Raw genomic sequence first — 26,408 nt, 5'->3', positions numbered from 1 at the left:
TTCGCAGATTAAATGCTTATTTTCAAGCAACCAATTATTTAAATTATCCACCAAACAACAACTCTTATGAACTCGAAATTTTCGACAATTGTTGTCCTTCTATTTTTTTCCTTTACCTCTACTGTATTTGCGCAGAAAAATAAAGCAAAAAATAATACTCAAGATGTTGTAATCGACAAAGCTTTCTATGAAAATTTGGAATGGCGAAATATTGGCCCCGTACGTGGAGGTCGATCGCTTGGTTCTACGGGCAGCCCTAGCAGACCTAATGAATATTATTTTGGAGCAACGGGCGGTGGATTATGGAAGACCACTGATGGTGGTAATGAATGGGAACCTGTTACAGACGGGCAAATAACCAGCTCTTCCGTTGGTGCGGTTGCAGTTGCCGAAACCAACCCAGATATAGTTTATATAGGCATGGGGGAAGTTCAATTGCGCGGAAGTATTACTCAAGGTGATGGTGTTTACAAATCTACTGATGCCGGTAAAACTTGGGAACACTTAGGTCTTGAAGAAACCCAAGCTGTTTCAAGAATTAGAATTCATCCCACAAATCCTGATATTGTATACGTCGCCGCATTGGGTCACCCGTATGGCGACAATGAAGAAAGGGGCGTTTTTAAAAGTATGGATGGTGGAAAAACATGGAAGAAAACTTTATATGTTAGCGATAAGGCGGGTGCTGTAGATTTAATTATAGACCGTAACAACCCAAATGTTTTATACGCCAGCACTTGGCAAGTTCAACGTAAAGCTTGGAAAATGTGGGGCGGTGGTCCGGATTGTAAACTATGGAAATCTACCGATGGCGGAGAAACCTGGAGTGATCTATCTAATAACCCAGGTATGCCCGCAGGACCGTTAGGTAAAATTGGTGTAACGGTATCCCCTGCAGATTCTAACCGTGTATGGGCCATTGTAGAAGCTAATGAAGGTGGTGTTTTTAGATCGGACGATGCCGGTAAAACATGGACCAAAACCAATGACGAAAGAAAACTAAGACAACGCGCATTTTACTATTCTAGAATTTACGCCGACCCTGTTGATAAAGAAACCGTATACGGACTAAATGTTGATTTTTGGAAGTCTACGGATGGTGGGGTAACTTTTGATACTGAAATTAAAGTTCCACATGGTGATAATCATGATCTTTGGATAGACCCTAACGATCCTAATAGAATGATCTCATCAAACGATGGCGGTGGCGTGGTAAGTATTAACGGTGGTAAATCATGGACAGAGGAAGATTACACCACAACACAGTTATATCATGTAATGACCACAAACGATGTACCTTACCATGTGGCTGGTGCCCAACAAGATAATAGTACCATTGCCGTACCAAGTGATGGCTGGGGCCATATGCAGGCAAGAGGTCAAGGGGATGGTTGGGCATATGCTGTAGGTGGCGGCGAAAGCGGGTGGATCACCCAACACCCTACCAACTTGGATATATTTTATGCAGGTAGCCAAGGCGCACTCTTAACCAGGTATGATCGTAGTAACGGCCAATCTAGGGATATACAGGTGTATCCACGGTTTTTCTCTGGTGAACCGGCAAGCGCTTTGCCGGAACGTTGGCAATGGACCTTCCCTATTATGTTTGCACCACAAGATGAAAACGTAATGTATACCTGCTCCCAACATGTTTGGAAAACTACCGATGATGGTCAATCTTGGGAAAAAATAAGTCCTGATCTTACCTATGCAGACCCATCTACTTTAGGAAAGACCGGAGGTATTATTACCATGGATATGAACGGTCCTGAAATTTACGCAACCGTATTTGCGCTTGCCCCATCTAATCATGACATTAATACCATATGGGCAGGATCAGATGATGGTAAAATACATATTACAAGAGACGGTGGTAAAAATTGGTCAGATATTACACCAAAAGAATTACCTAAATTTTCAAGGGTAAGTATTATTGACGAATCTCTTCACAATCCTGGTACGCTTTACGTAGCCGCCAATAGATACCAAGTAGACGACAGGCAACCCTATGTATTTAAAACCCATGATTATGGTAAAACTTGGACTAAAATTATTAATGGTATTGCAGACGGGCATTTTGCAAGAGCTGTTCGTGAAGATCCAGTAAGGGAGGGACTTTTATTTTTAGCAACGGAACATGGCGTATATTTCTCTATGAACGATGGCGAACTTTGGCAAAGCCTTCAACTTAAATTACCAGATACACCGGTAAGAGATTTGGTAGTTAAAGACAATGATGTCGTTCTTGGTACTCACGGAAGAGGCTTCTGGATTTTAGATGATATTCAACCCCTAAGACAGTATTCCCCAGAAATGGTTAAACAAGAAGCTATTCTTTTTAAACCTACCAACGCTATTAGAGGTGTCACCGATGCTTCTATTCAGTATTATCTTAAAGAAGAAAAAGATACCATCACCTTTGAAATTTTTGACGCAAATGACAAATTGATCAACACCTTTACCGGTAGCAAACCAAAATACGAAGTAGACCCTAATTTACCCTATTGGCTTAAAGGAGGCTCTACAAAGCCAACCACCGCAAAAGGGATAAACACGTTCACCTGGGATATGAGATACACAGGAGCTACAACATTCGACGGAATGATTATTTGGAGCGCAAGACCTGCCAGAGGTCCAAAAGCCCCCATAGGTACTTACAAGGTTAAAATGAAGTCCGGAAACTATGAGCAAACCTATTCGTTCAATATAGAAATGGACCCAAATCTAAAAGGCATTACAAAAGAAGATTTGGATGAACAATTTGAGCTTTCCAATAAAATTATGGAAAAAACTTCTACTGCAAATGAAACGGTAATCAAAATACGTGATATCAAAAAGCAACTTCACGATGCTAAAGAAGATATTGAAGCTACTGATTATGAAACGATCGTAACGCCATTTCTAGGTGAGATCACTGAAGTGGAAGAAGCTCTTTACCAAGTTAAAAATCAATCAGGTCAAGATCCTTTGAACTTCCCAATTAAACTCAACAACAGATTGGCATCTTTACGCCGAAGTGTAGAATCTGGAGAAGCAAAACCAACAAACGGTGCCTACAAAGTGTATGAAGAATTATCGGCAGAACTCACTATAGAATTGAACAAATTGAACGGGATTTTTGACAAATACAAGTCAAAGATAAATCCTATTCTCATAAAAAGTGGCGGCACGTCAATTGATTGATCGTAGTTAAAGCAAATCTAAAACAACTGTAGAACGAATTACAAATCCGTATTTTTGTACTGAACAATAAAGGTTTTATAAAATGAAAAAGGCAAGCATAGCGCCATCTCTTTTAGCTGCAGATTTTGGTAATTTACAACGCGATGTAGAAATGGTGAACGCCAGTGAAGCAACGTATCACCATATAGATGTCATGGACGGCGTTTTTGTTCCAAACATATCTTATGGTATGCCCGTAGTTAAAGCTATTCAAAAACATGCTACAATTCCTTTAGATGTGCATTTAATGATTGTTGACCCAGATAGGTATTTGGAAGAATTTGCCAAACTTGGAGCACATATTCTAACCGTTCATTATGAAGCCTGCACTCATTTACATAGAACCATACAAGCCATTAAAGCTTTGGGCATGAAAGCAGGTGTAGCGTTAAATCCGCATACCAACGTATCTCTTTTAGAAGATATTATTCAAGATATTGATGTGGTTTTGATCATGAGCGTTAACCCCGGCTTTGGTGGACAATCTTTCATTGAAAACACTTATGATAAAATAAAAGCTGCAAAGGCGATGATCGCCAGAAAAAATTCGTCCGCTTTGATTGAAATTGATGGTGGTGTTACTACGAACAACTCTCAAAAATTAGTTGATGCCGGCGCAGATGTTTTGGTTGCCGGTAGTTTTGTTTTTAAAAGCGAAGACCCAACAACAACTATTAAAGATTTAAAGGGATGAAAACTGAATTTGATATTGTCATCGTTGGCGGAGGACCAATTGGTATAGCATGCGGATTAGAGGCTAAAAAAAACGGACTTTCTTATCTGATCATTGAAAAAGGACCTATTGTAAATTCCCTTTTCCACTATCCTAGTAATATGCAATTTTTCTCTTCATCGGAAAAATTGGAGATAGACGAAATACCATTTATCAGTAAAGAAGCGAAACCTAAAAGAGACGAGGCATTAGAATATTACAGACGAATAGTTACTTCAAATAAGTTGCATATAAATTTGTTTGAAAAGGTTGAGAACGTTCAAAAAAAGGGAGAAACATTCACTGTCACATCCAACAAAAATACATACACCTCAAAGCAAATTGTGGTAGCAACCGGTTTCTATGACTTACCCAACTTACTGAACGTACCGGGAGAAGACTTAAAAAAAGTTGTTCACTATTACGATAATCCACATTACTATGCCGGACAAAAAGTTGCAGTTATAGGGGCAAGCAATTCTGCAATTGATGCTGCCTTGGAATGTTACAGAAAAGGTGCAGAAGTTACACTGATCATTAGAGGTCCAGAAGTTGGTCAACGTGTAAAATATTGGGTAAGACCGGATATCATCAACCGTATAGAGGAAGGAAGTATTAAAGCCTATTTCAACACAACGGTTAAAGCCATTACCAATGACAGTATCCTTTTGAACACTGGTACGGGCGAGGAGGAAATTGAAAATGATTTTGTTTTAGCACTTACCGGATATAGACCCAATTTTAGTTTCTTAGAAAAATTAGGCGTAAACATTAGTGAAGATGATAAAAAACTCCCCGAATACAATCCAGAAACGATGGAAACCAACGTGTCTGGGTTATACTTGGCCGGGGTTATATGTGGTGGTATGGAAACTCATAAATGGTTTATTGAAAACTCAAGAATACATGCTAAAATGATTGTAAAAAATATTGTTCTAAGCTCTGTGACTACGTAATCCACTGACTTTAACAGACAATAATCATTATAAACAATAGGTAATATATATGGACGTTATGTAGAGTACTTAACTACTAAACCTTCCATTATGATATTTTTTGGCACTGGATCAGCTAGTCTTGATTCGGTAAAAACAAGAAACATTACTTGTCAACATTGCAATAATCAAGATACTATTTACATTAATATTTACAGAAGGCACGCACATGTTTTTTGGATCCCTGTTTTTCCATTGGGTAAAAGTGGTAGTACTTACTGCGCACATTGCAAAGAGACTTTAAGTCCTAAGCAGATGCCCGAAGCTCTTAAAATGCAGTATAAAAATATCAAAGGAGAGGCTAAAGGTCCAATTTGGCAGTTCTCGGGTCTATTGATTTTTGCTCTGTTAATAGTATTTACTATTTACTCTAGCGGCAAGAATAAAGAGGATACACAATTACACCTAACACAGCCCGCTGTTGGTGATATTTATGAGTATAAAGCAAATAACGGCAGTTATTCTACCATGCGACTTGAAAAAGTAACAACAGATAGTTTATTTCTATCCTTGAACGATTTTGAAATATCAAAAAAGTCCAGAATCTATAAAATTGATAAGGACGAAAATTATTCTGAAATCACTTATGGATATTCTAAAAGTGAAATGATTCAAATGCACAAAGAAGGCATTGTTTTCGATATTAATAGAGATTAAATCTATTAAATATATATCATTTAAAAGCCACATCTTTTCAGATGTGGCTTTTTACTTGTGACCCCGGAGGGATTCAAACCCCCAACCCTCAGAGCCGAAATCTGATGCGCTATTCAGTTGCGCCACGAGGCCAATATATATTTAGCAATTAGCAAAACTAAAATTCTGCTAATTTTATGTTATGCCAATTTCTTCTTTACAATCGTAGAAATTAATTTACCATCTGCTTGGCCGGCAAGTTCTTTAGACACTATGCCCATTACTTTACCCATATCCTTCATTCCAGAAGCGCCAATAGCATCAATAGTCTGTACAACTACTTTCTCAACTTCTTCTTCAGAAAGTTGTTCTGGTAAAAATTGCTCGATTACAGCAATCTGTGCCAACTCAGGATCAGCAAGGTCTTGTCTACCCTGCTCTATAAAAATTGCAGCACTGTCTTTTCTCTGCTTTACCAGTTTCTGAACAATCTGTATTTCATCTTCTTCAGTTACTTCTGATCCGCCACTAGTACTCGCTACCAATAACGCAGATTTAATAGCTCTAAGCGATTCTAGCGCTACTGAATCCTTTGCTTTCATAGCTAATTTCAACTGCTCCATTACTCTTTGCTGTAAACCCATTTCTTCTATATTTTGGTCTGCGAAGATAAAAAATAAAACCCGAAAACTGACTTAGTTTTCGGGTTTAATACATTACTATAAATGCAGTGTTAGTCTACATTATCATGTAAAAAAGAGTTATTCGATCTTAATTGAATATCATCATTGCTATCTCCACTTAACGAGGTTCTAGAGATTTTTTTTTCGCGCGGACTATCCTCTAAATTAACACCTTGTCTTTGATAAGCAGGTTTCTTCTCATCATAACTTGTTGGCGCGTTGTTCTTGAACTTATAATTGAAATCCTTCAACTTACGTCTACGTTCATCAGCTCTTTCCCTCAATAATTCTTCAATAGGGGTATCTAAAGGATCCAACTCCTCTTCCGGTTGCACCTCTCTTCTTGGAGCTACGGTCTTCTTTTCAAAAAGAAGCTCATCTTCCACAACTTTTGGCTCAAATTCCTCAGCTTTGGATTTTGCCCCGGTAAGCTTACTTTCCAATTTCATATAGTCATCTAAACTATATCTTTTTTCCCCGTTTTTATTATACTCCAATACAGGAACAATTTCAATGCTATCATTAACATCAATATCCTTAACTTCATCATGAAGGTCAAACATGATTACGTTTTCCTTCTCCTCTTCCTCTCTCTTAGAATATTGAAAGTTGGTGGCAAATCTATCATCTTCATCTTCAACCTTTAATTCCTGTGGGTCTACAACTTCTATATCTCTCAATGAAGTTGGAGCGTCTACTATAACAAAGTCTTCTTCAGAGACATTCTCCGCTAATACTTCCTCATAAAAAACATTAAAATTCCTGATGTAGTTCGTTGTAGGAATCAAATCAAAATCATCTTCCTCAACGAACTCATACTTTTTTACGGGTTTGACTTCTTTTACCTCCTCTTCCTCGTCGTCCATCTCTAAAGTATGAACTGTTTTTTGGTTAGATAACAACATTGCCTCTGCACGTTGGCCGTCTTCTAACGTATGAATAATTTTCTTTGATTCGGTATTTACAATATCATCTTGCTGTTCAATGTTAAACCCCGTTGCAATTACGGTTACGGCTATAGCTTCTCCCAAGCTTTCATCTTCACCTACACCCATAATAATGTTTGCACCGTAGCCAGCTTCTATTTGAATATGATCGTTGATTTCACCAATCTCATCAATAGTAATTTCCTGTGCACCGGAAACGATCAATAATAATACATTCTTAGCTCCTTGAATCTTATTATCGTTCAATAACGGTGAATCCAATGCTTTCATAATAGCCTCATTAGCTCTTGCAGAACCAGATGAAATTGCCGATCCCATGATAGCGGTACCACTATTGGACAACACCGTTTTAGCATCACGTAAATCTATGTTTTGAGTGTAGTGATGTGTAATAACCTCTGCTATACCTCTAGCTGCAGTTGCCAATACTTCGTCCGCTTTTGAGAACCCGGCCTTAAAACCTAGGTTACCATACACTTCCCTTAATTTGTTATTGTTAATTACGATTAGCGAATCTACATTTTTACGTAATTTTTCAATACCCAATTGTGCCTGTTCAACTCGCATTTTACCTTCGAATTGAAACGGCATTGTAACGATACCTACAGTAAGAACATCCATTTCCTTTGCAAACTTGGCAATTACGGGAGCAGCACCAGTTCCTGTTCCCCCGCCCATACCAGCAGTAATAAAAATCATTTTGGTAGTCGTATCCAACATACCTTTTATGTCTTCCATACTTTCCATGGCCGCTTGCTCACCCACTTCAGGATTGGCACCAGCACCCAAACCTTCTGTCAATGATACACCTAACTGTATTTTGTTAGGCACCGGACTATTATCCAAGGCCTGTGAATCAGTATTACAGATTACAAAATCAACTCCGTTGATACCCGCCTGGAACATGTGGTTTATGGCATTACTACCACCGCCACCTACACCGATGACTTTTATGACGTTGCTTTGATTCTTTGGCAGATCAAAGGAGATATTATCAAATTCGCTGTTCTTACTCATATTCTAATTATTACTGGTTATGTATTCTTATGCTATGCTTATTACTCTGCGTTATCTAAAAATTCTTTTAACTTTTCAGTCCATTTATCAAAAACAGATTTTCTTTCCTTATGTATATCAGGGCGTTTTACGGTCTCCGTTTTATGCTCTGCATACACCAATTCTTCTTCTTCCTGCTCTTGTATAATTTCTTCCTGTGTTAATTTCAACTTCTCTTGGTTCTTAATGGCATTCATTAAAAGACCAACAGCGGTTGCGTACAACGGACTAGCAACTTCTTCATCAGAATCGCCCGCCAAATGCTCGTTAGGGTACCCAATTCGAGTATCCATTCCTGTAATATACTCTACCAATTGCTTTAAATGCTTTAATTGGCTTCCACCACCTGTAAGCACAATACCGGCAATCAGTTTTTTCTTTTGCTCTTCGTGACCGTAGTTTTTGATCTCTACATACACTTGTTCAATAATTTCAACAACTCGTGCATGTATGATCTTAGAAAGGTTCTTTAAAGAAATCTCTTTTGGCTCTCTACCACGTAATCCTGGTATAGATACAATTTCATTATCCCTATTTTCACCCGGCCATGCAGAACCAAATCTTGTTTTTAATAATTCTGCCTGTTTTTCAATAATTGAACAACCTTCTTTAATATCTTCGGTAATAACTCCACCACCAAAAGGTATTACTGCGGTATGCCTAATAATACCATCTTTGAAAATAGCCAGATCAGTTGTACCACCTCCTATATCGATCAATGCTACACCTGCCTCTTTTTCTTCTTGACTTAGAACGGCATCAGATGAAGCTAAAGGCTCTAACGTAATGTTACCTAGATCTAAACCTGCACTCTTAATGCAACGCCCAACATTCTTTATAGAAACCACTTGACCAACTACTACATGGAAATTAGCTTCTAACCTACCACCGTACATACCAATAGGCTCACGGATTTCCGCTTGTCCATCAACTTTGTATTCCTGTGGCAATACATGAATAATCTCCTCACCAGGAAGCATGATCAACTTGTGCACTTGACCACATAACATATCCACATCATCTTCACCTATGACTTCCTCAGAATCTTTTCTCGTGATATAATCGCTATGTTGCAGACTTCTTATATGTTGCCCGGCAATACCAACGACTACAGAACCGATCTTAAGCCCTGAGTTTGCCTCTGCTTCCTCAACCGCTTGCTGTATAGATTTTATGGTCTGTGTTATATTATTAACCACACCTCTGTGCACACCTAAACTTTTGGACTTACCTATACCCAAAATCTCAATTTTACCATATTCGTTTTGCTTACCGATTATGGCAACGATTTTCGTTGTACCTATGTCTAACCCGACTGAATATTTAGTTTGTTCCATTTTAATTATATTTTAGTGCACACCACCTGGTTATTGAATTCTAAACTTACTACCGCATAATCCTCCAAGGTTTCATCCTTGTTCGCTTTGGCATAAAATGCCTTAAAATTGCTGAACTTGGCCTCTAAGTCTTCAATACCGCCTATGTTTACAACAAAATTATTAAGCCTTAACCGTAATTGATATTCACTATCACCTTGAACGTGAATACCTATTACCGATTTTCGAAAAAAATCGTCCTTATTTATATGTTCCAATATGACATAGACATCCTCAAGGCTTTTACCACTGATATTGCCTGTTATAATGGGAACTCTAGCTGAATGATTATTGGAAAGCGGCATTCTCTTTCCTTCATCATCTAAATAGAACTTTTTATCCCCTTCTATGCGTCCGATTGGTTTCCGTTGAACTATTTTCGACGTAAGCTCGCCATCTATTGTAAGATAGACCTGGGCACTTTTCACCATTTCATTGGCCTCAAGGGCCTTTTCTACAGTATTCAAAACTATATTTTCTTTAGGCACATTTTTGAGCCCTCCGCAATTTTGTATTAACAATTTATTAACCGTCCCTTCAGTGAGGTATAAATTTTGGTCACCAATGAATTCTACCTTCATACCGGCCACCTGTTTTGCACTATTTCTTTCGTTAGAAAAAGCGTACAGCCCAGTGATTACAAGTATCAACGCCGCTAATTTTATAAAGCCCAAATTAACCCGCATAAGACATTTCTTTTTTTATTTTCACTACTTCCAAGCCTATATCTCCGGCTCCCATTGTTATCAATACTTCTGGATTTTGATTTTTTACCTCAGAAAGCATTTGTTCCTTTGAAATTAATTTTCTATTACCGTTTGTCATTTTACCTAACAACCATTCTGAATCTACCCCTGTAATAGGCTCTTCCCTAGCCGGGTATATATCTAACAACAGCACATTTTCAAAGCGTGACAAGCTTTGTGCAAACTCGTTCGCAAAATCACGTGTTCTTGAAAACAGGTGCGGTTGAAAAATTGCCAACACTTTTTTATTGGGATGCATTTCCGAGACGGCTTCATAAACCGCATTGATCTCAGTAGGATGATGCGCATAATCGTCGATATAAATGAAATCATCATTTTTTATCTGATATGAAAATCTTCTTTGCACTCCCTTAAAGGTAGACAGTGCCTGTGCAAGGCGATGCGGCGGGGGACCTGCTTGCATCGCCATCGCAAAAGCCACTAAACCATTGAGCAGATTATGCCTTCCTGGCTTGTTAAATTCAACCCCTTCTAGTTTGAGGTCGGGGGTCTCCAAATCGAATATGTAGGTGCCATGTTCTATTTTTATGTTCCGGATGCAATAATCCGAATCGTCTTCTATACCATAGGTCAACCCTTTTAAAGGCAACCCGTTACGCACAAATAAGGTGCCGCCCGGCTTTAACCGCTTGGTAAAATCCTTAAATGTTTTTTCCAGCTCTTGGGCATCTCCATAAATATCTAAATGATCTGCATCCATAGAGGTAACACAGGCTACATTTGGTGTTAATTGCATAAATGAACGATCAAATTCATCTGCCTCAACAACAGAATATTCCGTTCCTTCCAACAAGAAATTACTATTGAAATCTTCTGATATGCCACCTAAGAAAGCGGTCATTTTTACACCTGTTTCTTTTAACAAATGCGCCAGAATACTAGAGGTGGTCGTTTTACCATGTGTTCCTGCAACTGCCAAACAAAAAGAATCTTTGGTAATTAGACCCAATACTTCTGATCGTTTTTTAATGGTAAATCCATTCTGTAAAAAGAACTGATATTCCGTATGGTTTGATGGTACCGCGGGCGTATACACTACCAAGGTATGTTCCGGGTCATTCTTATACACTTCTTCCACTAGGTCAATACTGTCCTTATAGTGAATATCCATACCAGAAGCTGCCAGTTCATGGGTCAACGGACTCTCGGTCTTATCGTATCCGGAAACCGTTTTATCTATGAACGCAAAATAACGCGCCAAAGCAGACATACCAATGCCTCCTATGCCAATAAAATACACTCTATGTATTTGCGCTACGTTCATTTTATTGTATTAATTTTTCTATTTCATCACAAATATCAGCCGTAGCATTCGGTAATGCCATTGCCTTGATATTCCTTGCTAATTCCTCTTGCTTTTCCGATGTATTAAAGACCGATTCAAACTGCATCTTAAATTGCTCATCAAGCTCTTTTTCCCTGATCATTACTGCCGCATGCTGTTTTACCAATGCCAATGCATTCATGGTCTGATGATCTTCTGCCACCACCGGTGACGGAATAAAAAATGTAGGCTTTCCTACCAAACACAGTTCTGACACCGCACCTGCACCTGCCCTTGAAATAATGAAATCTGCCGCTACATATGCTTTATCCATAGAATTCAAAAAGGCATGTACTTTTATATTAGCCGACTGATGGGTTCTATAGGTTTTATAGTACCCTTTACCACATTGCCAGATTACCTGTAATCCCAAATCTTCAAAGTATGCTAAATGATCCGCTACTAATTGATTTATGCGCCTAGCCCCTAAACTGCCACCCAACACCAACAACACTTTCTTATTGGTGGTCAATTCAAAATAATCTAAAGCTTCTTCTTTGGTAGCTTTCAATTCCACCAAATCTGATCTAACAGGGTTACCTGTCAATACTATTTTGTCTTTTGGAAAAAACTTCTCCATACCCTCATAGGCCACACAGATTTTCTCCACTTTATCCTTTAATAGTTTATTGGTAATACCCGCAAAGGAATTCTGCTCTTGCAAAACACAAGGAATACCCTTCGTCGTCGCCATTTTTAACAACGGACCACTAGCAAAACCACCTGTACCAATTACGGCATGGGGCTTAAACTTCGATACGATGCTATTTGCTCTCATTAAACTACTTATCAATTTTATTGGAAATAGTAGATTTTTTAGGGTCAGTTTTCGCTGAATTCCCGTAATCCACAATCCCTCTATTTTGTACCCCGCTTGCGGTACTTTTTCCATCTCCATTCTATCCTTCGCACCAACGAACAAAAATTCAGCATCTGGATACCGCCTTTTCAACTCGTTCGCTATGGCTATCGCCGGATAAATATGTCCGCCGGTACCTCCGCCCGACAAAATAAACTTATAACTGCCCACTTAAAATCTCTAAAGGGTTAGTCTCGTCTATATCAACATCATTGCCAGAAGCACTCTCCTGGGCTATACTTTTATTACTTGCACTCAATATGATGCCTATTGCCAAACAGGTCATCCAACTAGAAGTACCACCACTACTGATCAATGGTAAATTTTGCCCCGTTACCGGAAACAGCTCTACCGCTACCGCCATATTTATCAATGCCTGAAACACTATAGGCAACCCAACACCCAACACCAACAATTTGCTGAATATGGTTGCACAGCCATTTGCCACTACCACTATCCTAAACAACAAGAACATGTAAAAAAGCATTAAAATGAATCCGCCTACTAGACCATATTCCTCTACGATTATCGCGTAAATAAAATCCGATGAACTCTGTGGCAAAAAGTTCTTTTGTACACTTTTACCTGCTCCTTTACCTACAATACCACCGGTTGCTATCGCAATCTTTGCACGTTCTATTTGATAAGTGCCTTCAGTATCATCCGGATTGGAGAAACTATCTATACGGCTCATCCATGTGTCAACCCTATTCGGGAATAGATCCGGAAAAGCTTTCGCCGTTAATATGAAAATGGATAAAAACAGTATTCCCGTACCCACGATCCCCAATAAATATTTCATTGGGTATCCTCCTAAAAAACACAATACCATCACCATAGAGAATACAATGGCCGCCGTTGAAAAGTTAGCGGGCAATATTAATGCCACCACTAAGAAAACCGGTAACCACAATGGCAGTATACTTTCTTTAAAGGTTATTTTAATATCCCTCACCTTTGAAAAATAGCGCGCTACATAGATCATCAATACTACCGCCGCTAAATTCGAAGGCTGAAAACCAAAGCCTACCAAAGGCAAACGGATCCAACGACTATCATTGGTACCACCACTGGATGTGCCTTGAGCCAAAACAAATATGAGCAACACCAATACAATGGGCAGTGCTATCATAGAAAGCCCCTTGAAGAAATGCGTGGGTATTTTATGTACCCCATAAATAATTCCAAAACCTAAAAACAACAGTATGGCATGTTTTACCAAGTGACCAACCGGCGTACCATTGCCCACTACATATACCAAATTACTACTGGCACTATATACCGGCAAAAATGAAAACAAGGCCAAGAGTGCCGCAATGGCCCAAATGGCTTTATCTCCTTTTATATTTTGGAATATATTCAACACCTTATAGGTTTTTTACACAGTTCTTAAATTGATCTCCGCGATCTTCATAATTTTTAAATAGATCAAAACTTGCACACGCAGGTGATAACAATACGGTATCTCCACGTTCCGCAATTTTATAGGCAACCTTTACCGCTTCTTCCATAGCATAGGTTTCCACTAAAAGGTCAACAGCCTTACCGAATACGTGCTTGATCTTTTCATTATTCTCACCCAAGCAAATAATCGCCTTTACCTTTTCACGTACCAATGGCATTAGCTCCATATACTCATTTCCTTTGTCTACCCCACCTACGATCCACACAGTAGGTGTTTTCATACTATCCAATGCGTAATAGGCAGCGTTTACATTAGTTGCCTTTGAGTCGTTTATATACTCCACATGATGTATTTTCAACACCTTTTCCAAACGGTGGGGAGCCCCTTGAAAATTAGAAACACAGGCTCTTATGGTCTCTTTACGAATGCCGACCAATTTTGCAATTGTTGCCGCTGCCATAGTGTTCTTTACATTGTGCTGACCTTCTAAGGCCAAAGTGTTCTTCGTCATGCTAATAGTGTCTGTTGTTGTTTTTATTATTATCTCGTTTTGTTCTATAAATGCACCTTGTTCAACTACGTTATTCAATGAAAAGGGCATTAATTTTGATTTAACCGGGTGCTTGTTCAGCCAATCCACCAAAACCGTATCATCTGCGTCATAAATCAAATAATCGTTTTCGTCCTGGTTTTCCGCTATTCTGAATTTTGATGCGATGTAATTTTCAAACTCATACTCATACCGATCTAAATGATCCGGTGTAATATTCGTAATCACGGCAATGTGTGGTTTAAAATCTATAATGCCGTCCAATTGAAAACTACTGATCTCAAGTACGTAGTACTCAAAATCATTTTCCGCAACCATTTTTGCATAACTATCACCAATGTTACCCGCCATACCTACATGTAATCCGGCATTTGCCAGAATATGGTTGGTTAACATGGTTGTGGTGGTTTTACCGTTGCTTCCCGTTATACCAATGATTTTGGCATCTGTATATTTTGATGCAAATTCTATTTCTGATATTACAGGAACACCTTTGCCCACCAACTGCTTTACCAAGGGTACTTTATCCGGAATACCCGGACTCTTCATGACCAAATCGGCTTTTAGTATGCGGTCTTCAGAATGCTGTTCTTCTTCCCAATCAATCTCAAAATGTTCAAGAACGTTTTTATACTTTTCTTTTATTTTTCCTTTATCGGATACAAATACATTGTACCCTTTTTTCAATGCTAAAATGGCTGTTCCTACTCCACTTTCCCCTCCGCCTAGTACTACTAAAAGTGCCATTATCTAATTTTTAAGGTCACTATAGTTACAATTGCCAATAAAATGCCCACGATCCAAAAACGGGTTACGATCTTACTCTCGTGATACCCTTTTTTCTGATAGTGATGATGTAAGGGCGACATTAAAAATATACGTCTACCCTCGCCAAATTTCTTTTTTGTGTACTTGAAATACCCTACCTGCATCATAACTGAGAGCGACTCTGCAAAGAAGATTCCGCACAAAACGGGAATCAACAATTCTTTTCGCACAATAATTGCGATCACGGCAATAACCCCACCTATGGTCAAACTTCCCGTATCTCCCATAAACACTTGTGCCGGAAACGCGTTATACCACAAAAACCCGATCAGCGCTCCTACAAAAGCGGTAATGAATATCAACAACTCACCTACTCTTGGTATGTACATGATATCCAAATAATCAGAGAAAATAATATTACCTGATACCAGGGCAAAAATGCCCAACGTAAATACTATAATTGCCGATGTACCTGCGGCAAGACCATCTATACCATCGGTTAAATTAGCACCGTTGGATACTGCGGTTACGATCAATATGATGATAGGGACGAACAGCAACCAAGCATATTCTTTTGCCCCTTCTCCAGCCCATGAAATTAAATTGCTATAGTCAAATTCGTTATTCTTAAAGAACGGCACCGTGGTCATGGTAGATTTAATTTCCTCTCCCTTTACCTGCTCTACGGTGTACTCTTGTGTAATTATGGTCTTATCATGATCACGCATGGTCACTTCTGGGTGAAAGTATAATACTGCACCAACTATAAGCCCCAATGTTACCTGACCCAAAACCTTAAACCTGCCTTTTAAACCTTCTTTATTCTTTTTAAATACTTTGATGTAATCATCCAAAAAGCCAATTGCACCCATCCACAACATGGTAAAGGTCAATAGTATAATGTAAATGTTCTCCAACCTTGCGAACAACAACACCGGGATCAGGGTAGACATAATAATGATCACACCCCCCATAGTTGGTGTACCCGCTTTTTGCTTTTGCCCATCAAGACCTAGATCACGGATAGTTTCACCAACTTGTTGTTTCTGCAAGAACAGAATTACACGCTTACCGTACACTGTTGCGATCGTCAACGAAAAAAGAATAGCCATTGCGGCACGAAACGTACTAAACTGAAACAGCGTAGCCCCGGGCAACTGGTATTGTTTTTCTAAATATTCAAACAGGTAGGTTAACATAAAATCTTTATTCTTGCTTTTAAGCTTTGGTTATTTATCTAGGCTGCTCAACAGCTCTTTTACTATTTTAAAATCATCGAATTCAACACGAACACCGTTGGTTTCTTGGTAGGTTTCATGCCCTTTTCCCGCAACCAAAATAATATCGTTATCAGCCGCCAATTGACACGCTGTCTTTATGGCCTGCTCCCTATTTTCAATGGAAAGCATCTTTTTTACATTTTGTGGCTCTACCCCAGCTTCCATTTCGGTGATGATTTCCGTGGGCGATTCCGTTCTAGGGTTGTCCGATGTAAAAATGACCTTATTGCTCATTTCCGTTGCGATATTACCCATTACCGGACGCTTTGATCTGTCTCTATCGCCACCACACCCCACAACGGTGATGACGTTTTCATTTCCAGTTCTCAACGTGTTGATTGTCTCAAGCACATTTTTTAGGGCGTCCGGCGTATGGGCATAATCAACTATTGCCGTAATTCTATTTTTTGATATATAATATTGAAACCTTCCGTCTACATTCTCCAACTCACTTATTAAGCGAAGGGTTTCCAATTGATCCATGCCCAATAAATCTGCCGTTGCATAAATTGCCAGCATATTATAAGCATTGAAATGACCTATTAATTTTGACCACAGCTCGTTGTCATTGATTTTCAACAACTGACCATCAAACTGGTTCTCTAAAATCTGTGCCCTATAATCGGCATAGTTCTTTAGCGCGTACGTTGCTTTTCTAGCTTTGGTATTCTGCAACATGACCAAGCCGTTCTTATCATCTAAATTGGTCAACGCAAAAGCCGTCTTTGGCAACTGATCGAACAATATTTTCTTGGTATCACGATATTCTGCGAAGGTCTTATGATAGTCTAGGTGATCATGGGAAAGATTGGTGAAAATTGCTCCCGCAAAAGCCAAACCTTCCGTTCTTTTTTGATGAATACCATGTGAACTCACTTCCATAAAGCAATATTCCACACCGGCATCGTTCATTAATTTTAAATGCTTATTGATTACCAATGCATCTGGCGTGGTATGTTTTGTAGGAAACTCGGTATCATCTACCATAATTTTTATAGTGGACAACAGCCCCACTTTATACCCTGCCTTTTTAAACAATTGATACAACAAACTAGATACCGTTGTTTTACCATTGGTACCCGTAACACCTACCAATTTTAAATTTTTTGATGGCGTACCGTAATAGTTAGAAGCCATCAATGCCAATGCTTGATTTCCGCTTTCTACCTGCACATACGTCACATCATCTACCATAGCTGCGGGCAACTCTTCGCATATGATCGCTCTTGCGCCAGCTTTTACTACGGCATCTATATATTTATGTCCATCGGTAATGGTACCTTTTATAGCAACAAAGGCATCGGATTTTTGCACTTCACGGGAATCGAACTGCACCGAAGCTATATCACAAGTGGTAGTACCGCTAACAGCAGTAATACGCACTCCATATAATATGTCTTTCAATTGCATCATATCAACTCCAACACTATTTTTTTCACTGATTTCAAGTCTGTTCCCTTAGAGATCGATTGGCGCTTTACCTTTCCGTTCCCTTTCACCTCTACTACAATTCCCAAATTCTCCAAAATGGCAACGGCATCCATTCCACACATTCCCTTTACATTGGGCACCTCAGCATATTTCTGCTGTGCCTTCTTGTAATAGCCATTGTGAGAATCCTCATTATCCGCCACCAACACATCTTTGACATCCACCTCACTGGTTAATGGCGATGTTGCATAGACTTTCTGTGCTACGGACTTAAATACCGGTCCAGATACATCTGCACCATAATACCCTACACTTTTATCTGGCTTATGAATTACCACTATACATGAATATTTTGGTTCGTCTGCCGGAAAATAACCTGCAAAAGATGAGATATACTCGTACTTTGATCGGTCTTTAGAGACATAGTTGGTTTGCGTAGTACCTGTTTTCCCAGCCATGGAAAAATTCTTGGAATACATACCGTGACCCGTTCCATGTTCTTTTTCTACTACATTCTTTAGAATCTGCTGTACCTTTTTTACGGTTTCTTTTGAACATATAGCAGGGTTCAATACTTTTTTATCGAACTTCTCAATAGTCTTGTCCCACTCCTTCACCTCTTTTAGCAGCCTTGGCTTCACCATTTCACCATCATTGGCAATAGCGTTGTAAAACGCCAAAGTCTGTAAGGGAGTCATAGAAACCTCGTAGCCATAAGCCATTTGCGCCAATGACAGTCCAGACCAACCTTTATCCCCAGGGTAACGCAACACCGGTTTACCCTCACCTACTACCGGCAAGCCCAGTTCTTTATGCACACCCATGGCCATTAGCCTGTTTACATATTTTTCCGGATCGCTTTTATACCCGTCATTGATCATTTTGGCAAACGCTACATTAGAAGAAACCTCAAATGCCTTGGACATGGTTATTTTACCATGACCGCCACGCTTGGTATCTTTTACCCAGTGTCTATAAATTTTCCAACGCCCCTTTTCGGTATCGATTACCGTACTGGTATCAATAATTTTATCTTCCAAGGCCGCTACCAAATTCACCAACTTAAAGGTTGAACCCGGCTCGTGAGATTCACCTATCGCATAATTTAAACGCTCGTAGTATTTACCCTCTGAAGTCTGTCCCAAGTTTGAAATTGCCTTTACCTCACCGGTCTTTACCTCCATTACGATTACCGTTCCATGATCTGCCTGGTATTTCTCCAACTGCCCCAATAATGCATGGTGCGCTATATCCTGTATATTGATATCAATGGTAGAGTACACATCATAACCATCTTTTGGCTCTACGATGTTATCATTACCAATAGGCTTCCATTGGCCTTTTGCAATTTTCTGCTTTAAGCGCTTGCCAGAAATACCCCTTAGGTATTCACCAAAAGCACCCTCCATACCCACACGGGTATAATATCCATTTTCATCTACACGCTCATACCCAACACTACGCTCGGCAATTTTACCCAACGGATGCTCTCTTTTGGTTTTCTGCTCAATGATCAATCCGCCCTTATAAGCACCCTTATTGAATAGCGGCATTTTTTTAACCGCCATGTAATCTGAATAATCCAAGTTGCGTACGATCAACGCATACCTATTTTTATTCTCCCTTGCCTTTCTTAAAATTTGCTGGTAGTGAGAAGATGTTTTACCAAACTGCTTTGCCAAGGCATCGGCCAAAGGTTTTACGTTTTCCTTAAAATCTTCGTTGCTTACGGTTACGGCATCAAAACGGATGGTGTATTTAGAAACCGAAGTTGCCAAAAGACTACCGTCATCTGAATATAGATTTCCCCTATTGGGCTCGATCGTGAACATACGCTCGGTACGCGTATCGGCAAGGGCCTGGTATTTTTCACCGTCCACAATTTGTATGGAGACCAACTTAAATAACACAGCGCCCGCAAAGAGCACCATGCAGCCCGCCACTATGTAGAGCCTTTTTAATATGCTTTTATCCGTTACCGCCATTACTCCTCTTCATTTAAAGATTTCACTTTAATTTTCTGTGGGGGAGTTTCTGAAGGAAATAATCCTTTTTCCGATATTTTACCGGTAATGTTCGATTCTAGCTTCAACTGCTGTACATCTGATCGCATATCCACAAATTCGTTACGCAATTCTTTCACCTCTTCGTTCAACAATGCAATACGGTGTACTTTTTGATCGGCGCTATGGGAGCTACTGATCATTACCGTTGCCAAAAAAGAAATGAAAATAATGAACAGCCAATTTTTAGGGGCGTCGCCGCTCACCAAAAATTTTCCCTTCAAAAGGTCAAATACACCCGTTTTCACTTTACTTTTCGCCATTGCGTTCCGCTATTCTCAATTTAGCACTACGTGCCCTGTTATTCTCTTTTATCTCTTCTCTCGTTGGCACTATCAATCCACCAACCTTTTTTAACGGTACATCTATATTCCCGTAAAAATCTTTTTCGGGCTCCCCCTCAAACTGTCCGGCCCTTATGAATCTTTTTACCAATCTATCTTCTAATGAGTGGTAACTAATCACACTTAACCTTCCTTTCTCTTTCAACAACCCCGGCACCTGCTCCAAAAACTCCTTGATCACCGCTATCTCTTGATTCACCTCTATGCGAATGGCCTGATAGATCTGTGCCAAAATTTTATGCTGCCTGTGCTCCGGCAAAAACTGTTTTAATGCCACTTTCAAAGCATCGGTAGTTTGGATCTGCTCTTCTTCCCTATTGGCAACAATTACTTTTGCCATGGCGTTCGCATTTCTGATATCACCATATTCAAATAACACTTTTCTTAAGTCGTCATAAGAATATTTGTTGACCACATCAAAAGCAGACAATGTATTGCGCTTGCTCATTCGCATATCCAGATCTGCATCAAAACGGGTTGAAAAACCACGTTCCGCTTGATCGAACTGATGCGATGAAACGCCAAAATCTGCCAAGATTCCATCTACCTTTCTAATGCCATAGAACTTTAAAAACTGGGTGATGTATCTAAAATTTTCCGCAATCAGCGTAAATCTTGGATCACCTAACGCGTTTGCCTGCGCATCTTCGTCTTGATCAAAGGCATATAACTTGCCTTCTGGCCCCAATCTTTTCAATATTTCTTTAGAGTGACCGCCACCACCAAATGTCACGTCTACATATATACCGTCCTCCTTGATGTCCAACCCATCTACTGTCTCTTTCAGCAAAACTGGATTATGATACATCTTTATCGTCTTTTTTACTCAGCATTACGCGCTTTACCAAATTCTTCTTCTCTTCCTTAGATATAGATATGGTAGCCTCGTACTCCTTAACATCCCAGATCTCCAAATGCTTTCGCATAGGCACTATCTTCACCTCTTTTGTAATTCCCGCTAAGGAAATCACGTCTTTTGCCAACAAAAGTCTTCCGGTACCATCTACTTCTACCGGTCTTAGACCATCCATGAAAATTCTTTGAAAAAGTTGGCTTTCTTCATCAAATCTGTTATTCTGGTCCATTTCCGCCATGATTTTATACCATTCTTGTGCAGGATATAATTCAAGGCATTCATTGTAATACGACTTCTTGATAAAAAAACCTTCATTTAAGATCGGAGTCATTTGATTGCGCAGCGCAACAGGAAGCATGATACGTCCCTTGGCATCGGCCTTGCAGTTAAATGTCCCAAAGAAATAAATGTCCAAAATGGATAGGTTTTATTTATATAACTCAAATATATAAATATTATTACCACATTTTACCACTAAAAACCACTTTGTTAATAAATTACCACTTTTGTGAACCATTTTTGCCACTCATCGGATTTTTTTGGAACAATTTTACCACTCGACCTTTATTTTGGGGAAAATTGAAAGTTGACTGGATCGCAAAAGCACCTTATCGAAAAGAGTTGTTTGCTATTCTCTGTAATTACCTATATTTGGGCAATTATGATGAGTAGTGCGCATGGAAAACGAATTGATTAACGAAGGTGGCTTTAAGTATATAGAAAAAGGTGAAGGAAAACCCATAATTATTCTTCACGGACTTATGGGCGGACTCAGTAATTTTGAAGGGGTAACTTCTTATTTTCCTCCTAAAGGATATAAAGTGCTTATACCTGAACTTCCGCTATATTCTATGCCAATGTTGAAGACCACGGTAAAGAATTTCGCCAAATACCTTAAAAAATTTATAGACCATAAAGAGCTAGAAGATGTTATTCTTTTAGGGAACTCTTTAGGTGGCCATATTGGTCTTTTACATACCAAATTATATCCCTCAAAAGTAAAAGCACTGGTGATAACCGGCAGCTCTGGACTTTACGAAAGCGCCATGGGAGATGGTTACCCTAAACGTGGTGACTATGAGTTTATTAAAAAGAAAGCCCAAGATGTTTTCTATGACCCTGAGGTTGCTACCAAAGAGATCGTAGATGAAGTTTTTGCCACCGTGAACGATCGTGTGAAATTGGTGAAGACCTTGGCGATCGCCAAAAGTGCCATTCGTCATAATATGGCACAGGATCTACCCAGCATGCAAACCCCTACTTGTATTATTTGGGGAAAGGACGATACGGTTACTCCGCCAGATGTTGCAGAACTGTTTGATGAGCTTTTACCGAATTCCGATTTATTCTGGTTGGATAAATGTGGCCATGCACCTATGATGGAGCACCCGGACCAGTTCAACACCATTTTGGATGACTGGTTGACAAAAAATAATTTTTAAATACCCTACGGATGAAAATAAAGTCGGCCGACTTTGTAATGAGCAACTCCGATGTTACCAAGTGCCCCAAGGAGCCTTTGCCCGAATATGCCTTTATAGGACGTTCCAATGTAGGTAAGTCTTCTTTGATCAATATGTTGACCGAGCGTAAAAGCTTGGCAAAAACATCTGGCAGACCAGGTAAAACCCAACTTATTAACCACTTTAAGATCAATGAGAATTGGTTTCTGGTAGATTTACCGGGGTATGGTTATGCACGTGTTTCCAAAAAAGATAAAAATACCTTTCAAAAATATATTACCAATTACTTTTTACAACGAGAGCAACTGGTATGCTCATTTGTGCTTGTAGACATTCGCCATGATCCACAACCCATAGATATGGAATTCATGCAATGGATGGGTGAAAACGGAGTACCTTTTGCCATCATTTTCACAAAGGCTGATAAATTAAAGCCAAAAGCCATTGAGCGACAAGTAAACCTGTATTTAAACAAACTCACCACAGATATGTGGGAAGAAGCTCCACCGCACTTTATCACCAGCTCTAGCCACCGCAGCGGCCGCGATGAATTATTAGCTTTTATAGACGACATTAACGACAAGTTTTTTGAGGCAACGAGGAAGTAGTTGTTCGTTGTTGGTTGTTCGTTTTTTTAACGCTGCGCGTTTTTTTTGTATTAAGTACTTATTCTAGTATTCAGTTGGCAGTTTTCTTAACGCTGCGCGTTTTTTGTATTAAGTATTTAGCTCTTCGTGCTATTTTTTAGTACTTCGTACTCTGGGCTGTTTGCTTCATATTTAATATACAAGAGTTCACACGCACTACTTAATACTTTGTACTTTTTACCTAATACTTATTACTTACGACTTAATACTAAGTACTACTTTATTAACGTCATAGCGAGCAAAGCGCGGCTATCTGTTTGTTTGGAACACGGCAACCATCTCGCAACCGACATGTCACTTCGGCTACGCTCAGTGACCTAAAAAACGAAATGTCAGTTCGAGTGATTTTTTTACTGAAGTAAAGCGGAAGTAAGAAAATTGTATCGAGAACCATAGCGTGTTCCAAACCTGTTCTCGATACAAATTCCTCGTACCTCTAAATCCACTCGAACTGACAGTGGTATTTATCAACTAAAATACTTCAGTACCAACTGACCCTATCTTCTTAAGTAATTGCAATATCACTTCGGCTACGCTCTTCGACCGAGTGAGACCAACAACCAACAACGAACAACCATTAACCAAGAGAAGCGATCAACTCTTCCACTCCCTCAAAAGCATTTAGTTGTTCTGTTGTGACGAGCACCTCTAGATCATGTGCTGTCTCTACTAATATAATAGGATAGGTAAATGCATGTCCAAATTTGCTTTTATAGCTTTCTTGGAATTCATCTTTATGAAAGAACTCTAGTTCGTAGCCTTCTGCCAATAAACCTTCCCTAAACGTTTTCCATTGCTTTTTCTCGGTTAAATTCCCGTGGGTCAGTGAGTACAGGTTACAGTTATAGGTTGTGGGACTAACGATTTTATGGGCAAAGTCCAACATTTTACTACCGGTATCACTATTGGCATTATAGATAAACAAAATTTTCTTTGACATGATCATTTGGTCGTAAAAATACCCAAACCATACATCATAATTACACAGCTATGTTTTTCGGTAATGGAGAATGAATTCTAAATTGTACGTCTATTCTTTAGTGGTATATTAGGAGTGCAATTACACATATACAATAGTTGTAGCCAATTAGAAAAATGAAAATCCGAATGGTAATTACAATAGGAATAATTTTGGCACTTTTTGCTTTTCTTTACTTTTCAAAAAGGAATACTGAAAACCCGAAAAGCGAATTGACCAAAAAAGAATATCGTGCTGAAGGAACAATTTTCTATCACGAAGATGATTTCTGCCAAATAGAAATTGTGCCAAAAGAAAATTTATCGGATTTATTAAAACAAGCGGATAATATAAATGACTTTACAGCCGAAAATGGATATTCAGATATTTATGTCAGAGAAGAAAACAAAGTCAGTTTAAAGACTAAACAAATAGACAAATCTGAACTTGAAAATTTATTAGCGAAACTTGGAACTGAAAAACATACTGAAATAACAACTGGATACGGAAGTGACTACAGAGTAAAAAGTGAAAATACTATCGGATATGGGAAAGACTATTCAGCAGTTTACTTTGACTTTGATAATGAATTAGTAAATAACATATGGATTACCAACCTTTCTGGACTGAATAACGAAAACGTAATCAAAGTTTTTTCGGAAATTGGAGAAAAATGGAATTTAGTAATGATGGACTGGAATCGTTCTGAACTAATAAATTTGTCGAATAAAAAAATGATAGAAAAATATATAAAATAACTGGCTACAACAAAGAACTGAGATAAAAAACAAACAAATTCTTCTTTAATCCGAGACAATATTATTTCAGGCTCATAGATTCAATAACTTGATTCTTTGAGCTTTTTTTATTCGATCTAGCTTCTATTTATCTAGGCAATATTGAAACGTAAGTTTCATCATATGGCCTGCCAGATTTTGCAATGGCAAAAGACTGCTTTAAAAGTTTGTTGGCAACGGCTATCAGTGCCAGTTTCTTGCTCTTTCCCCTGTTCACGATCCGCTCATAAACCTCTCTGCATGCCCTATTGTGCTTACAAGCGTTAAAAGAACATAGAAATAATAGGTTGCGAAGTTTTCTATTGCCGACCTTACTTATTCGCGCACGACCTCTCACACTGCTCCCCGATTCCCGTATCGTTGGGGTTATACCTACATAGCTACAAAGCTGTGCCGCATTTTCGAACTTATTGAACCCATCGGTGACCACTATTAGGAACAATGCAGTCTTTTGACCTATACCGGGTATTGACATCAATAAAGTCAATTGCTCCTGTTGGTCCTCTTTTACCAATGACAGAATCTTTGATTCGATAGCGGCTACCTCTTTATTGAGCAGTTTCTTATTACGTATCAAGGAACGATAAACAAACTTTGAAGGTATGCCCAGAACAGCTTCTCCGTGTATCTTGTTCTTGGTCGCGGTACGTTGTTTTAAATAGATATCCAATAACCGGAACAACTGTAAGCATTCGCTCTGGATATCCGTCAAGGCATTGTAAATAGGTACCTCGTTGACCAGTGCATATTCACATATAGCCTTGGCATCGCTCTTATCCGTTTTTACTTTAGCCAGTTTCATTTGAATGAAACGTTTTACGGATAATGGGTTTACTACTGAAACTATTACCCCATTTTTGTAAAGAAACTGGGCAAGTCTATAATGATAATAACCGGTAGCTTCCATAACGACCAATGAACATTTGGGCAGTTCCTTAAGGAATTTCTTAAATCCAGTTTCATCGTTCTTATACTGGTCGTGACCTTTGTTACTACCATGTACATCAAAGACATCTTTACTGATGTCGACTCCAAAAGTTTCTTTATATTTATTCATAAGATATGTTTTACGAAAGAACCGGCTACTTCTGCTCACAACAACTTGAAAACGAGATCTAAGGTCTCACAGAACTGAACGTGATCTAAGTAGTAAAAGAGAGAGGATTATCAATGTTGTCGAAGTCTAAAGCTTCACCGTATATAGTAACCTTAATTCTCTCTTTTGTTCTTTCTAGTTATATCAACAATTTACTGAGAATCAAACTTAAG

General features: G+C 39.0%; 23 protein-coding genes and 1 tRNA gene. 7 read left to right on the top strand and 17 right to left on the bottom strand.

The window, feature by feature from the left end:
* Nucleotides 1-66 precede the first annotated feature (66 nt).
* The 4 genes from I600_RS18390 (at nucleotide 67) to I600_RS18375 (ending at nucleotide 5,586) form a co-directional block, all read left to right on the top strand.
* On the top strand, nucleotides 67-3,183 hold the full coding sequence (locus tag I600_RS18390; RefSeq protein ID WP_058106037.1) for a WD40/YVTN/BNR-like repeat-containing protein: 3,117 nt from the start codon (nucleotides 67-69) through the stop codon (nucleotides 3,181-3,183).
* A gap of 82 nt (nucleotides 3,184-3,265) precedes the next feature.
* On the top strand, nucleotides 3,266-3,916 hold the full coding sequence (rpe, locus tag I600_RS18385) for a ribulose-phosphate 3-epimerase (RefSeq protein WP_058106036.1): 651 nt from the start codon (nucleotides 3,266-3,268) through the stop codon (nucleotides 3,914-3,916).
* Complete coding sequence (locus tag I600_RS18380; protein WP_058106035.1) at nucleotides 3,913-4,890, top strand: YpdA family putative bacillithiol disulfide reductase; 978 nt, start codon at nucleotides 3,913-3,915, stop codon at nucleotides 4,888-4,890. Before rpe ends, I600_RS18380 begins: the two co-directional genes overlap by 4 nt.
* A 90-nt stretch (nucleotides 4,891-4,980) precedes the next feature.
* A complete protein-coding gene (locus I600_RS18375) occupies nucleotides 4,981-5,586 on the top strand; it encodes a hypothetical protein (RefSeq protein WP_058106034.1) in 606 nt (201 codons plus the stop codon).
* A gap of 58 nt (nucleotides 5,587-5,644) precedes the next feature.
* Here the strand turns inward: I600_RS18375 and I600_RS18370 are convergent.
* The 15 genes from I600_RS18370 to I600_RS18300 form a co-directional block, all read right to left on the bottom strand.
* A tRNA-Arg gene (locus I600_RS18370) sits at nucleotides 5,645-5,718 on the bottom strand.
* 47 nt (nucleotides 5,719-5,765) lie between these two features.
* Entirely contained in the window at nucleotides 5,766-6,209 is a 444-nt protein-coding gene (locus I600_RS18365) for a GatB/YqeY domain-containing protein (RefSeq protein ID WP_058106033.1), read from the bottom strand.
* A gap of 89 nt (nucleotides 6,210-6,298) precedes the next feature.
* Nucleotides 6,299-8,212: a cell division protein FtsZ gene (gene ftsZ, locus I600_RS18360; protein WP_058106032.1), complete on the bottom strand. Its 1,914-nt coding sequence runs from the start codon at nucleotides 8,210-8,212 to the stop codon at nucleotides 6,299-6,301.
* A 41-nt stretch (nucleotides 8,213-8,253) separates the two neighbouring features.
* Nucleotides 8,254-9,588 carry a cell division protein FtsA gene (ftsA, locus tag I600_RS18355; RefSeq protein WP_058106031.1) on the bottom strand — a complete coding sequence of 445 codons (1,335 nt, stop codon included), beginning with the start codon at nucleotides 9,586-9,588 and terminating at the stop codon, nucleotides 8,254-8,256.
* A gap of 5 nt (nucleotides 9,589-9,593) precedes the next feature.
* Complete coding sequence (locus I600_RS18350; protein WP_058106030.1) at nucleotides 9,594-10,313, bottom strand: cell division protein FtsQ/DivIB; 720 nt, start codon at nucleotides 10,311-10,313, stop codon at nucleotides 9,594-9,596.
* Nucleotides 10,303-11,658, bottom strand: a complete 1,356-nt coding sequence (gene murC / locus I600_RS18345) for a UDP-N-acetylmuramate--L-alanine ligase (RefSeq protein WP_058106029.1) — start codon at nucleotides 11,656-11,658, stop codon at nucleotides 10,303-10,305. The genes I600_RS18350 and murC overlap by 11 nt, the downstream gene beginning before the upstream one ends.
* 1 nt (nucleotide 11,659) lies before the next feature.
* Nucleotides 11,660-12,748 (bottom strand): undecaprenyldiphospho-muramoylpentapeptide beta-N-acetylglucosaminyltransferase, encoded by a 1,089-nt coding sequence (gene murG / locus I600_RS18340; protein ID WP_058106028.1) that lies wholly within the window; start codon nucleotides 12,746-12,748, stop codon nucleotides 11,660-11,662.
* A complete protein-coding gene (locus I600_RS18335) occupies nucleotides 12,735-13,943 on the bottom strand; it encodes an FtsW/RodA/SpoVE family cell cycle protein (protein ID WP_058106027.1) in 1,209 nt (402 codons plus the stop codon). Before I600_RS18335 ends, murG begins: the two co-directional genes overlap by 14 nt.
* Before the next feature lies 1 nt (nucleotide 13,944).
* Nucleotides 13,945-15,279, bottom strand: a complete 1,335-nt coding sequence (gene murD, locus I600_RS18330) for a UDP-N-acetylmuramoyl-L-alanine--D-glutamate ligase (protein ID WP_058106026.1) — start codon at nucleotides 15,277-15,279, stop codon at nucleotides 13,945-13,947.
* Nucleotides 15,279-16,499 (bottom strand): phospho-N-acetylmuramoyl-pentapeptide-transferase, encoded by a 1,221-nt coding sequence (gene mraY / locus I600_RS18325; protein ID WP_058106025.1) that lies wholly within the window; start codon nucleotides 16,497-16,499, stop codon nucleotides 15,279-15,281. Before mraY ends, murD begins: the two co-directional genes overlap by 1 nt.
* Before the next feature lie 30 nt (nucleotides 16,500-16,529).
* Nucleotides 16,530-17,993 (bottom strand): UDP-N-acetylmuramoyl-L-alanyl-D-glutamate--2,6-diaminopimelate ligase, encoded by a 1,464-nt coding sequence (locus I600_RS18320; protein WP_058106024.1) that lies wholly within the window; start codon nucleotides 17,991-17,993, stop codon nucleotides 16,530-16,532.
* Nucleotides 17,990-19,996 (bottom strand): penicillin-binding protein, encoded by a 2,007-nt coding sequence (locus I600_RS18315; RefSeq protein WP_058106023.1) that lies wholly within the window; start codon nucleotides 19,994-19,996, stop codon nucleotides 17,990-17,992. Before I600_RS18315 ends, I600_RS18320 begins: the two co-directional genes overlap by 4 nt.
* Nucleotides 19,996-20,337 carry an FtsL-like putative cell division protein gene (locus I600_RS18310; RefSeq protein ID WP_252736298.1) on the bottom strand — a complete coding sequence of 114 codons (342 nt, stop codon included), beginning with the start codon at nucleotides 20,335-20,337 and terminating at the stop codon, nucleotides 19,996-19,998. The genes I600_RS18315 and I600_RS18310 overlap by 1 nt, the downstream gene beginning before the upstream one ends.
* Nucleotides 20,324-21,226 carry a 16S rRNA (cytosine(1402)-N(4))-methyltransferase RsmH gene (rsmH, locus tag I600_RS18305; RefSeq protein ID WP_058106022.1) on the bottom strand — a complete coding sequence of 301 codons (903 nt, stop codon included), beginning with the start codon at nucleotides 21,224-21,226 and terminating at the stop codon, nucleotides 20,324-20,326. Before rsmH ends, I600_RS18310 begins: the two co-directional genes overlap by 14 nt.
* The gene (locus I600_RS18300) at nucleotides 21,216-21,689 is read right to left on the bottom strand and encodes a division/cell wall cluster transcriptional repressor MraZ (protein ID WP_058106021.1); all 474 of its coding nucleotides are present in this window, start codon (nucleotides 21,687-21,689) and stop codon (nucleotides 21,216-21,218) included. The genes rsmH and I600_RS18300 overlap by 11 nt, the downstream gene beginning before the upstream one ends.
* Before the next feature lie 262 nt (nucleotides 21,690-21,951).
* Between I600_RS18300 and I600_RS18295 the strand changes: the two genes are divergently transcribed.
* Together I600_RS18295 and yihA are read left to right on the top strand one after the other, a co-directional pair.
* Nucleotides 21,952-22,716: an alpha/beta fold hydrolase gene (locus I600_RS18295; RefSeq protein ID WP_058106020.1), complete on the top strand. Its 765-nt coding sequence runs from the start codon at nucleotides 21,952-21,954 to the stop codon at nucleotides 22,714-22,716.
* Nucleotides 22,717-22,727: 11 nt separating this feature from the next.
* Nucleotides 22,728-23,345, top strand: a complete 618-nt coding sequence (gene yihA / locus I600_RS18290) for a ribosome biogenesis GTP-binding protein YihA/YsxC (protein ID WP_058106019.1) — start codon at nucleotides 22,728-22,730, stop codon at nucleotides 23,343-23,345.
* A gap of 616 nt (nucleotides 23,346-23,961) precedes the next feature.
* Here yihA and I600_RS18285 read toward each other — a convergent pair.
* On the bottom strand, nucleotides 23,962-24,324 hold the full coding sequence (locus I600_RS18285; protein WP_058106018.1) for a hypothetical protein: 363 nt from the start codon (nucleotides 24,322-24,324) through the stop codon (nucleotides 23,962-23,964).
* 167 nt (nucleotides 24,325-24,491) lie between these two features.
* Between I600_RS18285 and I600_RS18280 the strand changes: the two genes are divergently transcribed.
* Nucleotides 24,492-25,100 (top strand): hypothetical protein, encoded by a 609-nt coding sequence (locus I600_RS18280; protein ID WP_058106017.1) that lies wholly within the window; start codon nucleotides 24,492-24,494, stop codon nucleotides 25,098-25,100.
* Between the two features lie 127 nt (nucleotides 25,101-25,227).
* On the opposite strand, the gene I600_RS18275 is transcribed toward I600_RS18280, so the two are convergent.
* Complete coding sequence (locus I600_RS18275) at nucleotides 25,228-26,196, bottom strand: IS110 family transposase (protein ID WP_058105098.1); 969 nt, start codon at nucleotides 26,194-26,196, stop codon at nucleotides 25,228-25,230.
* Nucleotides 26,197-26,408: the final 212 nt, after the last annotated feature.

This window comes from Maribacter dokdonensis DSW-8 (genome assembly GCF_001447995.1).
GTDB lineage: Bacteria > Bacteroidota > Bacteroidia > Flavobacteriales > Flavobacteriaceae > Maribacter > Maribacter dokdonensis.
This window is presented reverse-complemented; position numbering and strand designations above follow the sequence as displayed.